Below are 14,899 nucleotides of genomic sequence, written 5' to 3'. Positions count from 1 at the left end.
AATTTTTTACATTCCCTAATTACTTCGGCAATATGACCGAATCAATTACATGCACAATGCCGTTTGTTGCTTCGATATCTGCGGCAGTGACCGTTGCATTATCGATCATGGCTTTTCCGCCCTTAAGGGAAACGGTTACTTCCTGGCCTTGTACGGTTTTTGCTTTTTGTCCATCCTTCAGGTCTGTTGACTTCACGATACCTGGAACCACATGGTAAGTCAAAACAGCGATCAGCTTATCCTTGTTTTCAGGCTTTAACAACGACTCCACGGTTCCGGCAGGAAGTTTCGCAAATGCTTCGTTGGTTGGTGCAAACACGGTAAATGGCCCATCGCCTTTCAACACATCTACCAAATCCCCCGCCTTCACAGCGGCTACAAGGGTAGATAGGAAATCCGTACTTGCTGCCAAGTCAACGATGTCCATTTCTGCTTTTTCTTTTACGGGCTTGTCAATGCCGTCATTGGCCATCAATGTTACGCTTGTAAACAGGGCCACTACAAATGTACTCAGTAATTTTATCATGATATTATATTTGGATAGTTACAACACCTTTAACACCTGATAAAATCAATTGTTTGATTTAAAAAAAATACAAAAACACAAATTTTTATTTATTTAACAAAATTCAAACGTTAGACCCGATATTAGACCTGTTGATGTATGTTTTAACCGAAAAAAAAATATTATTTGTTTATTCATTTAGGTTATTTCGTTAAACAATAATTTTAGCCAGCAATGCAGGATTCCTACTGATTGAAAATCCTTTCACTCCCAAAATGCGTACTAGGGAATAACCTTTTCTACGATTTCATGCGAACAAGTATTTTCGTTGCTTTAGTATTTTTTTGGCTTTGGCCATGCGGTACCCACTACCTACAGGCCCAGGGTATTCGGGGCAGTGTACTTTCCGAGCAAGGGTCGCCCCTACCCTTTGCCTCGCTACTGATACGAAATACCGGGGAGGGGGCACCCGCAAATGAACTCGGCATCTATGAAATCCGGCTCGCACCGGGACGTTACGACATCGTGGCGCAGTTTCTCGGGTATGCCACAGAGGTAAAAACTGTAGAAGTTCCTTCTTCGGGCTGGGCAACCGTCGATTTTTCTCTAGCGGAACAAACCTATGCGCTTCGAGAAGTGGTGGTCAGTAATAAACAGGAAGATCCGGCGCTCACCATTATGCGCAAAGCCATCGCCAAAGCCAAGTTTCACCGCTTGCAGGTACAGGAGTACACATTCAATGCCTATATCAAAGGCACCGGACAACTGACTAACATTCCCTTCCTGCTCAGAAAAGAAATGGAGAAAGACGGCATCAAGGCAAACGAAGCCTATACCAGTGAGTCCGTATCGCGGCTGACCTTTCGCCAACCAAACTACGTGGAGGAAACGGTGATCAGCGTACGATCTCAGGGAGAAAGCAACCAAACCTCGCCTGCACCCTATATCGGAGCAAGCTTTTACCAACCTAAGATCAACGAGGCCATCTCCCCTTTAGCGCCTGCGGCTTTTGCCTATTACCGATTTCGATACGAAGGATCGTATTTGGAGGAGGGCTTGGTTATTAATCGTATCCAGGTCACACCGAGGTCCCGTGGCGAGCGGGTTTTTGAGGGATACATCCACATTATAGAAGACCTTTGGACTATCCACAGCGTGGACCTTCGTACCTCTCTGCTGGGATTCCAGATTGACGTGAAGCAGCTTTATAGGCCTGTGGCCGAAAACGTGTGGATGCCCGCGACGCACACCTACCGCTTTTCCGGCAAGTTCTTTGGGTTTGCCGGAGAGTATCACTACCTGGCTTCAACAAATGATTATGAAGTAACCCTCAATCCGGATCTGGCTACTGACCCCACCCTTATCGATGAAAAGGTCGATCATGTACCCGATGACATCCAAAAGCTGGATAGGAAAGCGTCTGCCTTGGATCAACTCGCCGAAGCAGATAAGATGACCGGAAAGGAATTTCGAAAACTGGTTAACGCGTACGAAAAAGAAAGTTTAAAGGAGCAGAAAAACCCCGAAGTGGCGGTTGAACGGCATTATTCCGTTGACTCGCTTGCCTCCAAACGAAGCCTGACCTACTGGGACAGCATCCGCCCGGTAAAACTTACTGAAGCCGAAATTAGGGGTTACCGAAGGGATGATAGCCTGGCAATGATCGAGACCGCCAAGCTGGCCAAAGAAGACTCGGTTTCGGCCAAAGCCAAACGGAACTTCACTCCTTTTGACATTCTAACGGGTGGACGCTACCATTTCGGCAATGGGCGTTCCGCCGGCTTTCATTCCAATATCTCCCGGTTTTCCTTCAACACCGTAGAAGGATTTAAGGTAGGCTTGGCGGGGTTCTACCGATTGGAAAAATCAGAAAAAATGGCCGACTCCGCTACGGTCCATCGAACGTCTTGGAATTTCCGCCCTGAAATTCGATACGGGTTTGGCAGTGAACAGCTATACGGTACGTTGGACGTGCGTAGAGCGATCACGCTGGGACGAAAGGGGATGACATTTGGGATCACCGGTGGCTCCTATGTGTTTCAATTCAACCGGGATAACCCTATTTCCGAGTACGTGAACATGGCATATTCCTTACTTTTACGGCAGAACTATATGAAACTTTACGCACAGGACTTTGTCGAAGCTTATTTTTTCCATAGAGTACATGATGGCATCACATACAGGTCTCGGTTCACCTATGCGGAGCGTAGGCCGCTGGAAAACCAGTCAGACTACAGTTGGCACAGCGATACCAGACGGACCTTCAGCGACAACCGACCTGAAAACATCGAAGCCACAGCTGGGGCCTTTGACAGACACCGTGCACTGTTGTGGCAAAACAGCGTAGAATGGCGACCGGGACTGAAATACCGCATCCGAAATGGACGCAAATATCCGCTATACGGATCCGCTCCCCTCGTCAACTTTTCCTATACCAAGGCTTTTCCAAGGGGGGATCGGCTTACCGCTGCATCCTTCGACTGGGTAGAAGCGAACATCGAACACGGAATCGATCTCGGAGTGAGTGGAAAGCTACATTTTAACTTGACGGTGGGAACTTTTATCCAGGAGGAAAATGTGTTTTTTGCAGATTACAAGCACTTTGGAGGAAATCGTACGCTCTTTGCCAACATGGGCGTTACCTCCAATTATCGGTTTATGGATTACTACCTATACAGCACCAAGAGTCACTACACAAGTGGTATTGTGCACTACCAATTCCGGAAGTTCCTCTTCACCCAGCTTCCCATGCTACGGTATTCTGGCCTGCGGGAAAACGTTTTTTTCAACTACCTAAAAACTGCGAACTCTCCGCACTACTGGGAATTGGGGTATTCGCTGGATAACCTGTTTCGCATATTCCGGGTGGAAACCGGCGTGGGATTTGAAAACCGAAACGCGCTACGGGGCGGGATACAGTTTGGCATTGCCAGTTTCATCAACATCAGCATGAATGAATGAAAAGAAAATCCTTCAACCCATATGGGGTAGGCTGAAGGATTTGTAAAAAGGCGCTTATCAACAAACCTATTCGATTTGTCAGGAGAAACTCGCATTGATCTTTTCCAAGGCTGGAGCTCCAGGATTCAGCTCAGCGGTGTCCAATTGATTCAGGGGCTTGTCGACGGTATGCAGAATATCGTGCAAGTCACCGTATTGGGTTTGAAGGTATAGCAATCCAGTAATGATCTGCTCATTTATCCTCGCCCGTTGGATAGCCTGCATGGCAGACACCCTATCCTGTGGATCCCAATCCGTAGCCACCTTTTCCAATTGGATCACAGAACCATCATGCATGGTCACCCGTTTGGATGTACCCGCCTCGTAGTCCACGTTGATTTCCGATTGACGCGGCACAATATCCAATTTGCCGGTAGCTTCGATGTGGTCGCGGACAAAGTCATAGGACTTGGTGGAACCCACGTTGTTGTTAAATGTCACGCAGGGCGAAATGACATTGATAAAGGCAAATCCTTTGTGGTGGATAGCCGCCTTGATCAGGGGCACCAATTGTCCCTTATCGCCGCTGAAGCTTTGAGCCACAAAGGTAGCACCTAGCTCAACCGCAAGGCTGGCCAAGTCAACCGGCTGGAACGGATTGATGGATCCGGACTTGTTTTTTGATCCCAAATCTGCCGTTGCTGAGTCCTGCCCTTTGGTGAGGCCGTAACATCCATTGTTCATAACCAGATACACCATATTTAAATTGCGGCGGATGGCATGTACAAATTGTCCCATCCCGATGGAGGCGGTATCGCCATCTCCGGAAACCCCAAAATAGACCAGGTCCTTGTTGGCCAGATTGGCCCCCGTGGCAACGGAAGGCATACGGCCATGAACGGAATTGAATCCGTGGGAATTGCCCAGAAAGAAAGCAGGTGTTTTAGAGGAGCACCCGATTCCGGAAATCTTGGCAACCTTATGGGGCTCTATGGAAAGGTCAAAACAGGCCTGCACGATGGCGGCACTGATACTGTCGTGACCGCAACCTGCGCAAAGGTTGGAAATGGCACCCTCGTATTCCTTCAAGGTATATCCTATATCGTTTTTGGGCAGCTTGGGATGCCTGAATATCGGTTTTACAAATGTCATAAGCTTATGGGGCTGGGTTAATATGGGCGGTAATCGTCTTTGCTATAAAATCAGCGGTAATGGGCATTCCGTCAAAATTTAGGACAGGAACCAGCTTCTCGGGAGCTATCCCCAGGTCCAGCATCAGCAGCGATCGCAGTTGCGCATCGCGGTTTTGCTCTACGACAAACACCTGTTTGTGGGAGGCGATAAATTCCCCGACGGATTGATTAAACGGAAAGGCTTTTATGCGTATCGCGTCCAGGTCAATCCCTTCCTCTGCCAACAGGTCCCTGGCCTCCTCAGAAGAGTAGGTGGAAGTACCATAAAACAACAGGCCGTACTCACTATTTCTGCCATCTTGGTACACCTCAGGAGCAGGCACCAGGTCTCTGGCCGTCTCCCATTTCAGGAGCAGGCGTTCCATGTTTCGTTGATAGGCCTTGTTATCCTCTGTGTAGACCGCATATTCATCCCGCGACGTACCCCTGGTGGTAAAGCCACCCTTAGTAGGGTGGGTACCGGGAATGGTTCGATAGGGTATGCCATCTCCATCTACATCCAAATAGCGTCCAAACCTACCCATGTTCTCCAACTCCTGTTCAGAAAGCACCTTCCCCCGGTTATACGCTTTGGTATCATCCCAAGTGAAGGGCTCGCTCATGTGATCATTCATTCCCAAATCCAGGTCGGTCATCAACACCACCAGCGTCTGAAGGTACTCGGCCAACTCAAAACTTTCGGCCGTCATGTCGAAGCATTCTTTGGGGGTAGAGGGGAACAAAAGTACGTGCTTTGTGTCACCATGGGAAGCATAGGCAGCCAGCAACACATCCGACTGCTGGGTTCGAGTGGGCATACCGGTACTCGGCCCTGCACGCTGCACGTCGATAAGCACCGCCGGAATCTCGGCAAAATAGGATAGGCCGATAAACTCGTTCATCAGGGAAACACCCGGACCGCTGGTTGCTGTAAAGGAGCGTGCTCCATTCCAATTGGCCCCGATCACCATTCCAATAGCAGCAAGTTCGTCTTCTGCCTGCACAATGGCATATTTCTTCTTTCCTGTTTCTTGATCTACACGAAGCTTGGAGGCATATTTTTCGAATGCCTCAGCCACAGACGTGGAAGGGGTAATCGGGTACCAGGCCACCACCGTGGCACCCCCGTAAACCGCTCCCAATCCGCAGGCCGTGTTGCCATCCACCAGTATACGGTTGCCAACCAGTTTCCTTCGCTCCAAATGAAAATCCAAGGGGTACGCAAACTGCTCCATCACGTAGTTTACGCCTAATTTCAATGCCTTTACATTGGGTGCTATCAGCTTTTCCTTGCCTGCAAATTGCTCTGCCAGCAGCCCCTCCAACACCTCAAACTCGATATTCAGCAACACGGAAAGTGCGCCGACGTAGATGATGTTTTTGAACAGTTGCCGCTGACGAGGGTCGGAAAAATGGGTATTGCACATCTCCATCATCGGTATCCCCAAATAATGGATATCCGGGCGGATGAAGTCCTGATGCATTTTTTTGGTGCTATCGTAGATCAGGTATCCACCAGACCTAACGCTTGCTATGTCCTGTCGTAAACTTTGGGCGTTTACTGCCACCATCAAATCCACGCCCTCCCGTCTGCCCAGGTAGCCTTTTTCGCTAACCCGCACCTCATACCAAGTCGGAAGACCCTGTATATTGGATGGAAAGATGTTTTTCGGTGTGACGGGAATACCCATTCGAAAGATGGCCTTGGCAAAGAGGAAGTTTGCGCTGGCAGAACCTGTTCCATTCACATTGGCAAAACGGATGACAAAATCGTTTACCTTTTTCTTCGTCATCACGGCGCTTACTGTACTACTCATAAATTGCTGGCTTTGGTAACACTGTAGAAAAATTTCTGCATATCCCATGCAGAGGTGGGGCATCGCTCGGCACAAAGCCCACAATGAAGGCATACATCCTCGTCCTTTACCATGACCCTGCCGGTCTTCAACGTGTCGGACACCAAGATATCCTGGGTAAGGTTTTCGGCCGGAACCAGCAATTTTTGCCGGAGGTCCATTTCATTGTCGTTGGTGGTAAACGTAATGCAAGAGGTGGGGCAAATGTCCATACAGGCATCGCATTCAATACAACGGTCTTCCTTAAAGACCGTCTGTACGTCACAGTTTAGGCAGCGTTGTGCCTCTTTGAATCCGGTGGGCAGGTCAAAACCCAATTCTACTTCTTTCTTCCGGTCCACCAGCGTCAGCTCTTTGGCGGCTTGGGGTACAGCATAGCGGGTATCTCTCGCCACCTCACTGTCATAGCTCCACTCATGGATGCCCATCTTGGTACTCATCAGGTTGGTGTAGGGAGCCGGACGCTGTCGCACATCCTTGCCTTCGCAGAATAGGTGCATAGACACGGCGGCCTGGTGCCCGTGCGCGACGGCCGTAATGACGTTTTCAGGCCCAAAGGCCGCATCTCCCCCAAAAAACACATTCGGATGCGTGGATTGAAAGGTTACTTTGTCCACCACGGGCATTCCCCAGTCATCAAATTCCAACCCCAAATCACGCTCAATCCAAGGAAAGCTGTTTTCCTGTCCGATGGCTATCAAAACCTCATCTGCCTCGATAAAAACGTCCGGCTCCCCGGTAGGAACCAGTTGCCGCTTGCCCTTCTCGTCAAATACAGCCTTGACTTTCTGGAACATCATCCCTGCCAGTTTTCCATCAGCCATCTCAAAGCTTAACGGAACGTGGTTGTCAAATATCGCTACATCTTCATGCATAGCATCCTCCTTTTCCCAAGGGGAAGCCTTCATGGTGCTGAAGGGGCTTCGGACCACCACCTTCACCTGTTCTCCACCCAAGCGTCTTGAGGTGCGGCAGCAGTCCATGGCGGTGTTTCCTCCACCCAATACGATTACCTTTTTGCCGATTTTATGGGTATGCTCAAAGGCCACCGAGGCCAACCATTCGATACCGATATGAATGAAGGCATCGGCCTCTTGCCGCCCCGGCAACTTGGGGAGGTCCTTCCCTCTCGGTGCTCCCGTTCCAACAAAGACGGCATCGTAACTCTTCTCCAACACTCCCTTGAGACTGTCCACATAGGTCAAAAACTGGGTGTGAATACCCATATCCAAAATGTGGTTCACCTCTTCATTCAACACTTCTTCGGGCAACCTAAACGCTGGAATCTGGCTGCGCATCATGCCTCCTCCAGCTACCTGCTCGTCAAAAAGATGGATCTCGTAGCCCAAGGGGGCGAGGTCACGTGCCACGGTCAGGGAGGCCGGCCCTCCACCGATCAAGGCAATTTTCTTTCCATTGGAAGGAAACGGACCCTGGGGCATGTATTTCCTTACATCACCCTTGTTATCTGCAGCTACCCGCTTGAGACGGCAGATGGCCACAGGCTCCTCCTCCACCCGCACCCGGCGGCAAGCGGGCTCGCAGGGACGATCACAGGTTCTTCCTAAAACTCCGGGAAAAACATTGCTCTCCCAATTGACCATGTAGGCTTCGGTATAGCGCTCGGCCGCAATGAGACGAATGTAATGGGGAACCGGTGTATGCGCAGGGCAGGCGTATTGGCAATCCACGACCTTGTGGTAATACTCCGGATTCTGGGTATCGGTAGGCTTCATAGTTATTTTGGGTTAAAGGGGCAGAATTTATCCTACGCCCTCTCTGCTAATTGCGCAATTAATTTCAAAAATTAAACAAGCGAAAACAAATTATCTTCTAACTTTTTATTTTCAGTTGGACTAAGTCACAGACTACCAATAGGAGAGGGATCGGACAAATAATGTCCCCCGTTTTCGAAACGAACCAGTTCATCTCTATTTATAAGCCGTTTGCATTCGATTCCGGCTCGATTCGAATCAGATCTTGGATTTCCCCCACCGAAGTCTGCATACGTGCGAGCGCATAGGCTTTTCCCAGATCATCTATGGCGATCGAATTGACATAGGTGGGGATACTGCCATCGGAATAATAGATGGCTCCATGGTCTGTATAGCGGTTTTCAGACACCTGGTAGGTTATCAAATGGAGATTCTCCAATCCTTTGGCACCGCCTTTGGCAATCTGACGCTCACCTTCTAGCCGTTTGCCATCGCGAATGACGGGGCCACCTGTAAGGTAATACAGCGTATCTCCATCCGGACCAAACTGCAGGCCCAAATACCCGTAGGAAAACTGGTCAAACATGCCCGAACGTTTGGAAGGCAAGGAACACAGCCGGTCGACCAGCTCTAATTTACGTCCTTTGGGGTCAAAGCGAAACAAGTAACCCGAATTGCCATGGGTGCCATAGGCCACTCCCTCCCGTTTGTGCCAAAGTACCTTTCTCCAATTATACCCCATGCTTCCGGGCTGGGTAGGGTCATACTTACCAAAATAATCGAGCCTCAAATTCACGTCATCCAACACCTGAAGTGGGCCGCCGACTTTTGGATCATAAAAAAGAATATCACCCTCCGCATTTGACAGGTAAACAATTCCCGTATCGGGATCTACCAACAAAGAACGGCAGAGCACACGGTAATCCTTACCTACCTCTCCGGCTTCCCCTCGCGCCGACACCGGGCCGATTTCCCGAAGGGCTCCCGTAGTCAAATCCAAATGCACAAACATACCTGTGGGCCAGGAGATTGCGTAGATCTGACGAAGATCGGTGTCCATCGCCATGCTGAGGATACCTTCGCTATCGGGCATTAGCCCCAGGCGTGTAACCGCGCCAGTTTGTAGGTCGTAGGACAGGAAATGGCCTCCCGGATACAACCCATACCCCTCTGGCGGATTTTGGGGCAGTCTTTCCATCCCCTCTATCATCTCATAGAAGCCTACATGGGTGCCAAAAAACAGCTTTCCATCCGCCTCATAAAACTCTACGTGGCTTTTCCCCTGTGGGATGGCCCTGCGGTCCTTTTCCCCACATACATCGGTCAAGTCTGCCAGAAAAGTGATGGTGTCGGTTTGGGGGTCAAAGGAATAAAGCTGTCCGCCCACATCCAACCGCTCGGAAGAGAGATTATAATACAATTTCCCGTCACTGGCCTTGCTTAACGCGAGGTAGGTGTCGTGTGCGTAGGGAAATCCAGAATAAAAGGCTTTCGCCCGCATTTTTTTTTGCGACATGTTGTGATAAAAAAGGAGGATTAAGCCTGATGTCTGGCAAGTGCTTCCGAATTGGCCTGAATCTTTTGGATGGCGTTGGCGATATCGTCCATGTCCTGCCTGCTGCCCAGCAAAAGGCTCTGAAAGATCCATACACCAGTTTCCTGACATAGCTGGTCTGTCTCTGGACATTGATTTTTCGCTATAAAAGCCTCGAAGTCCAATTCCTTGGCCTCATACATTTTTTGGTAATTCTTGGATTCGAAGGCATCTTTCAGGTAAAGCTTGTCATTCAGCGACACATAGCCACTGGAACAGGGAATTCCCTCTGCCTGCAAGGCCTTAAGGAAAACTTCCCTGGACATACCATGAAATGCTTCCCGGTGGTAGCGGAACGGGAAAAGGTGGAAGGATGCCCTGGTTACTTCGGGGTAGAGCACATAGGGGCTAATTCCCGGAATCCCCTCGATCTTGCCACGCAGGTACGCCGCATTTTGACTGCGTAGCAGAGTTTCCCCATCCAGTCGGGGCAACAAGGTAAGCCCAATGGCCGCCTGGTACTCGGAAAGGCGAAGCTTGGTTCCCGCCAAGACCGCACTGACATTGGTTACGCCAATATTGCCGTAGGGAAATCCATAGGAATGATAGGAAAAACAACGATCCATAAAATCATCGTCGTCGCTGACGATCGCCCCCCCCTCTCCCATGGGAAGGTTTTTGGAATTCTGAAAACTAAAGCATCCGGCATGGCCGATGGTGCCCGCCTTTTGGTGATTCCATTCCGCCAGCCAGGCTTGGCAGGCATCTTCGATCACCACCAGGTCATGGCGCTTGGCTATATCCATAATTTTCCCCATATCAGCTGGTAATCCGAGGATATGAACTGGCAATATGGCCCGTGTGCGAGGGGTTACTTTTTCTTCTATTTTGGTGGCATCCAGCTGAAAGGTCTCCGGGTCTGAATCCACGAAAACCGGCATCGCTCCAGTCTGCAGGATAGCTACGATGGTAGCAATAAAGGTGTAGGAAGACACGATCACTTCATCTCCGCCCCCAATTTTGGACTGCACGAGCGCAGCTATCAGCGCATTGGTACCATTGACCACGGTGAGGCATCGTTTTGCACCGAGTGTTTGAGCCCATTTGGCTTCAAATTCTTCTACTACTTTATCCCGCGACCAAACCCCACTCCGAAGCACCTTAAGAACCAACTCCTCGTCCCTGTCCTTATCCCATTGCGGCCACTTGGGCCAAGGGGAGGTACGTATAGGTGTTCCGCCAAGTAGGGCAGGCTTCGTTACATCGCTGCTGCTGTGGGTCCAAGGCGCAAAGGAGGAAAGGCCTGCTACCGCTCCTGCACCGATCAGCGCGTTGGTTTTCAAAAACTTTCTTCGGTCAATGGGTTCCATCATGTGGGTCATTTACTGTTATTAGCAACAAGATACCAAATTTCAAATGGGATCGAAAAGAAAATAACCTAAACGGTAACGGATAACCTGTGGAAGGACTGTAGCAACAAACTTCTTCTGCATTCATGGTTCGGAAAAGAGGGAACCGATCATCCGAAGGGTACCCGCTACCAGTTCGTCACCTCCCTCCGGCCCAATCAGTGTACTGGCGGGGATGGCTCCATAGGCCCCACCTGAGATTGACCTACGGGTGGGCAGGTAAGTGCCGGATCCCGCGAGCTGTACGACAAAGGTCTGTACGGCTGAACTTCGCGCTTTCATCTGCATGCCATAGTCGAGGTAAAGTTCGAAGGGATTGGTGGCAAAAACAGCGTCACCGATACGAAGCACCTGCACCTCGATGGGTAAGGTGGGATCCATCTTTTCCTGTTCAAACCGTTCGGCCACTGCCTTACCCCGCTTCATATGCGTATGGGCAGCCGTAATCTCCCGGTACCAGCGGGTATTCTGCATGCGCGCAGGCTCGCTCTCTAAATCGTCCTTCATTTGAATAAACCGCTGCCCCCAGGTTTCTGCATCCTGTAGTGCTTCGGCCACATCTGCCTCCGACAGCAAGCGCCGGGAAAGCGGCAATTCTTCCATGGAATGTCCCAGGCGGGGATTCCAAGAAATGACTTCCTGCATAAGGGGAAAGATAGCAGCTACTCCGTCTGCGATACGCAGGGCTATCTGCCTGCGGTGGCCCATACTGCCCCTGCCTGTTTGCTCGGGGGCAAAGCCCAACAGCTCCTGCATGCGGGATTCCGCCCGCTGCCCAATCATGATATGCGGGGACTGATCTGCCGCGGCACTGACCTGGGGCAGCACATAGAGATCCGCCCCAAATCTATCCCTCAATTCAGCTCGGGTCTCGTGCCAAAAATCCGCAGAAAGCTCATACGAGTGTTCACTGACTTGAGATGGTACGGCCAGGTTGACTATCATGCCGGTTAGCTGACTGTCTTCGCTCCAGAAAAACATGAGGTTGAGACTGTGATCTTCGTGGCCCTCTATATGCGAAAAGTCGGGACTGTTCGTGTTCCCATACATCTGCGACCTACCGGATTTAAGTGCCTGAAGTCGGTTGCCCCCCACCACCGCATGGGACAGCCCAAAGCTCATCCCTCCGGGGCGCCGGGACTGCCAGGCCTCTACCGCTGCGTCCGCGATTCGATCCGCTGCAAAGGCCAGGTAGGCAGCCGGTGGCATCGCCTCGGCTCCCGGCGCCATGGCGTTCAGACTTACCCCGTAAAGCTCCTCCACGTCCATTTCCGTGGAAACCAAAGGTGCCGCATGCGTGTGGGTACCGTTTAGGATAATCTGTTCGGGTGCCAGCTCGGGCAATCGCTGTACCACACGTTGTCTCACTGCTTCCCGAAGACTGCCCTGCCCCCGCATACCGTCGCCAATGGCAATCAGGTCGCAGCTAATCCAGATCACCCGAGTGGTCTGTCCCGCCGTAGAAGATTCCAGCGCGAGGGCTGTTGCCGTTAACAGATCCATCACGCCTTCGGACACCCGTGCGTAAAACTGACCAACGATCAACACCGGCCGCTCCGGTGTGATATCGGAACTTGCCCACCCTACCTGTAACGGTGAGGACTGTTCCCCCTGGGCAGAAAGCTCCGGAAGCGAAGCCAAAAGCATCACACCTGTGAAAATAATATAGAGAAAGCTGCGAAAATAAATCGTATCGGTAAACATAGGTGTCAAATTGGGTTTGCGTAGGTTAACTCGCTACATTTAGTATAGAAAAATACACGAAGCGCTTCAAAAAGCCTATGATTAATTGAAAAATGATGGTGTGGCCAGGGGAAATGTCTTCAAATACTTCTACTGCCTGCCTGCATTTTCCCTTTAGGAATATCGGCAGCAGTAGATCCATAAAGGAGGCCAATGCTCTATTGGTTTCCCACCAACCCCTTGTCCCAAGCAACCTGCATGCAGTAGAAATGGTAACCAACCCTTCAGAAATCTGTATTAAACACTTCACCAACCCATCGATCCATTTCGCTAATCGGGGAATTTTCGCCGTAGATCAACTGATGATTTGCGAAATACTACCACCAATTCCCTCTGCTAGCATTGGCAGCACGGCAAAAAAAGAGGCTCCGAACTAATCCGGAACCTCCTTTTTTTAAACTATTTTTCAGACAGAGCAATCCATCAATTACCGCCGTCCCACCAGATTCTGGTCAACCAGGTGTCTCCACCCATGCGCGCGATAGCATTGTCACGGGCTTCTTCGTTTACACCTGTTTCACTTGCCGGAAAGGGCTGACGACGTGGAATCTGCCCGGAAGCAAAGTTACCGGGAAAATTCACCGGAGTCAACTCGGGATATCCGGACCGCTTCCAGTTGTTCCATGCCTCCACAAAGTTGGCAAACATGCTGGTGGTAGCCCAAATCTGCTCATTGATCATCTGCAGCGAGGCCTCTGTCGTGCTCACATCCAGCGGATTGGCGGCAGCATAACTGGCTGCAGCAGAGGCTGAAATGGTAGCTCCTCCGAACTTACCCAGAGAGATCATCGCAGCTTCTACGCCATTTCTGTAATAATCCGCCGCTGATCCGGAGATCAAACCCCGCGCCGCGGCATCTGCGAGCAGCAACTGCACCTCCGCGTAGGTCAACACAAAAACCGGTGCGTTACGATCACGGTAAATTCCAGTGGGGCGGGAATATGCGCCTATTAGCGCTACATCGCCACCTGAACCCGTCGCTCCGGGAAAGTCAGGGTGCGTAGTGATATCAAAATCACCGCCCGCCAAGTCGAACCCGTTGGGCAAACCAATCTGAACGGCTGGATCGTTGTTTCCTACTACCACACCATTACGGTTGGCTGCCAATCCTGCAGGTGGTACTTCTGCCACTACAGCTAGGCGGGGATCATTGCTCGACTGCAAGAAATCGATCATCTTTTCAGACCAGCGAACTTCGTAGATATCATCAGGTACATTCAGGGCGTTTGCACTTGTATTCGAATAGCCATTTGCTTCGTCCGAAGGAACCAGCGCATCGTCATCGGGAGAACTGAAAACACCCCCCGAAATCGCCCTCTGGGCCCAGGTTTGTGCCAGCGTCGGATCGACATTTACCAAACGGAGCGCCATTTTTAACATAAGGGAATTTCCAAATCGTCGCCATTTTTCAATGTCGCCATCGTAGATGATATCATTTAAGATCGCGTCTCCGGAAGGACTAAGGGCATCCACGGACTCAGCCAACAAATTTAGCATGCCGATATAGGCTTCTTCTTGACTATCATAACCGGGCTGCATGATTCCTTCCTCGGCTCTCAATGCTTCGGAGAAAGGAATATCACCATAGATATCGGCAAGGAATGACAAGGTGTTCACCTTGAATATCCCTCCTACCGCATTTAAATTGGTCAGGTTCCTCTCTTGTGCCAAGCGCTGTAGTTGGTTGATCCTAGAGGCCGTTTCAAAGCCAGTAATCCAGGCGTTTTGGATATAGGAAACGGTACTCCCAGAGATCACATACTTGTCACCGTTCGAATAATAGTTTGCTCCACCGGTAGAGGTAGAGGCCAATGCCTGTATCCACATGCTCTGAAAGAGGATGGCACCTGTATACCCAGTGGTCAGGTTACCGTAACCATAAGATGCCGTCGGCAACAACAGGTTTGGATCAAACACGTCGGGACCGGGCCTGTTGGGATCGGTATTTACTTCTTGAAATCGCTCGTCACACGAAGTGGCAAACAATACAAAACTTACTATAAATAGACCTATATACTTTTTCAT

The 14,899-nt window shown here is 50.4% G+C and carries 9 protein-coding genes; 1 reads left to right on the top strand and 8 read right to left on the bottom strand.

Annotated features, from left to right (window positions below):
* Positions 1-19: 19 nt before the first annotated feature.
* Positions 20-526, bottom strand: a complete 507-nt coding sequence (locus IAQ59_RS08935) for a fasciclin domain-containing protein (protein ID WP_209330455.1) — start codon at positions 524-526, stop codon at positions 20-22.
* 288 nt (positions 527-814) lie between these two features.
* Between IAQ59_RS08935 and IAQ59_RS08930 the strand changes: the two genes are divergently transcribed.
* Positions 815-3,466: a DUF5686 and carboxypeptidase regulatory-like domain-containing protein gene (locus IAQ59_RS08930; RefSeq protein ID WP_209330454.1), complete on the top strand. Its 2,652-nt coding sequence runs from the start codon at positions 815-817 to the stop codon at positions 3,464-3,466.
* Positions 3,467-3,544: 78 nt separating this feature from the next.
* On the opposite strand, the gene IAQ59_RS08925 is transcribed toward IAQ59_RS08930, so the two are convergent.
* From IAQ59_RS08925 to IAQ59_RS08895, 7 genes are all read right to left on the bottom strand, one after another.
* Positions 3,545-4,597: a 2-oxoacid:ferredoxin oxidoreductase subunit beta gene (locus IAQ59_RS08925; RefSeq protein WP_209330453.1), complete on the bottom strand. Its 1,053-nt coding sequence runs from the start codon at positions 4,595-4,597 to the stop codon at positions 3,545-3,547.
* A 4-nt stretch (positions 4,598-4,601) separates the two neighbouring features.
* Positions 4,602-6,434, bottom strand: coding sequence for a 2-oxoacid:acceptor oxidoreductase subunit alpha (locus IAQ59_RS08920; RefSeq protein WP_245189515.1), 1,833 nt, complete (start codon positions 6,432-6,434; stop codon positions 4,602-4,604).
* Complete coding sequence (locus IAQ59_RS08915; protein ID WP_209330452.1) at positions 6,431-8,209, bottom strand: FAD-dependent oxidoreductase; 1,779 nt, start codon at positions 8,207-8,209, stop codon at positions 6,431-6,433. The genes IAQ59_RS08920 and IAQ59_RS08915 overlap by 4 nt, the downstream gene beginning before the upstream one ends.
* A gap of 199 nt (positions 8,210-8,408) precedes the next feature.
* Positions 8,409-9,704 carry an NHL repeat-containing protein gene (locus IAQ59_RS08910; RefSeq protein WP_209330451.1) on the bottom strand — a complete coding sequence of 432 codons (1,296 nt, stop codon included), beginning with the start codon at positions 9,702-9,704 and terminating at the stop codon, positions 8,409-8,411.
* 20 nt (positions 9,705-9,724) lie between these two features.
* A complete protein-coding gene (locus tag IAQ59_RS08905) occupies positions 9,725-11,095 on the bottom strand; it encodes a DegT/DnrJ/EryC1/StrS family aminotransferase (protein WP_209330450.1) in 1,371 nt (456 codons plus the stop codon).
* Positions 11,096-11,215: 120 nt separating this feature from the next.
* Entirely contained in the window at positions 11,216-12,835 is a 1,620-nt protein-coding gene (locus IAQ59_RS08900; protein WP_209330449.1) for a hypothetical protein, read from the bottom strand.
* A 462-nt stretch (positions 12,836-13,297) separates the two neighbouring features.
* Entirely contained in the window at positions 13,298-14,899 is a 1,602-nt protein-coding gene (locus IAQ59_RS08895) for a SusD/RagB family nutrient-binding outer membrane lipoprotein (RefSeq protein ID WP_209330448.1), read from the bottom strand.

The organism is Lunatimonas salinarum (assembly GCF_017811155.1).
In the GTDB taxonomy this organism is placed as follows: Bacteria; Bacteroidota; Bacteroidia; order Cytophagales; family Cyclobacteriaceae; genus Lunatimonas; species Lunatimonas salinarum.
This window is presented reverse-complemented; position numbering and strand designations above follow the sequence as displayed.

Coding starts and splice junctions, on each gene's coding strand:
- IAQ59_RS08895 (WP_209330448.1), bottom strand. CDS start 14,899: ATGAAAAAGTATATAGGTCTATTTATAGTAAGTTTTGTATTGTTTGCC.
- IAQ59_RS08915 (WP_209330452.1), bottom strand. CDS start 8,209: ATGAAGCCTACCGATACCCAGAATCCGGAGTATTACCACAAGGTCGTG.
- IAQ59_RS08905 (WP_209330450.1), bottom strand. CDS start 11,095: ATGATGGAACCCATTGACCGAAGAAAGTTTTTGAAAACCAACGCGCTG.
- IAQ59_RS08900 (WP_209330449.1), bottom strand. CDS start 12,835: ATGTTTACCGATACGATTTATTTTCGCAGCTTTCTCTATATTATTTTC.
- IAQ59_RS08930 (WP_209330454.1), top strand. CDS start 815: ATGCGAACAAGTATTTTCGTTGCTTTAGTATTTTTTTGGCTTTGGCCA.
- IAQ59_RS08935 (WP_209330455.1), bottom strand. CDS start 526: ATGATAAAATTACTGAGTACATTTGTAGTGGCCCTGTTTACAAGCGTA.
- IAQ59_RS08910 (WP_209330451.1), bottom strand. CDS start 9,704: ATGTCGCAAAAAAAAATGCGGGCGAAAGCCTTTTATTCTGGATTTCCC.
- IAQ59_RS08925 (WP_209330453.1), bottom strand. CDS start 4,597: ATGACATTTGTAAAACCGATATTCAGGCATCCCAAGCTGCCCAAAAAC.
- IAQ59_RS08920 (WP_245189515.1), bottom strand. CDS start 6,434: ATGAGTAGTACAGTAAGCGCCGTGATGACGAAGAAAAAGGTAAACGAT.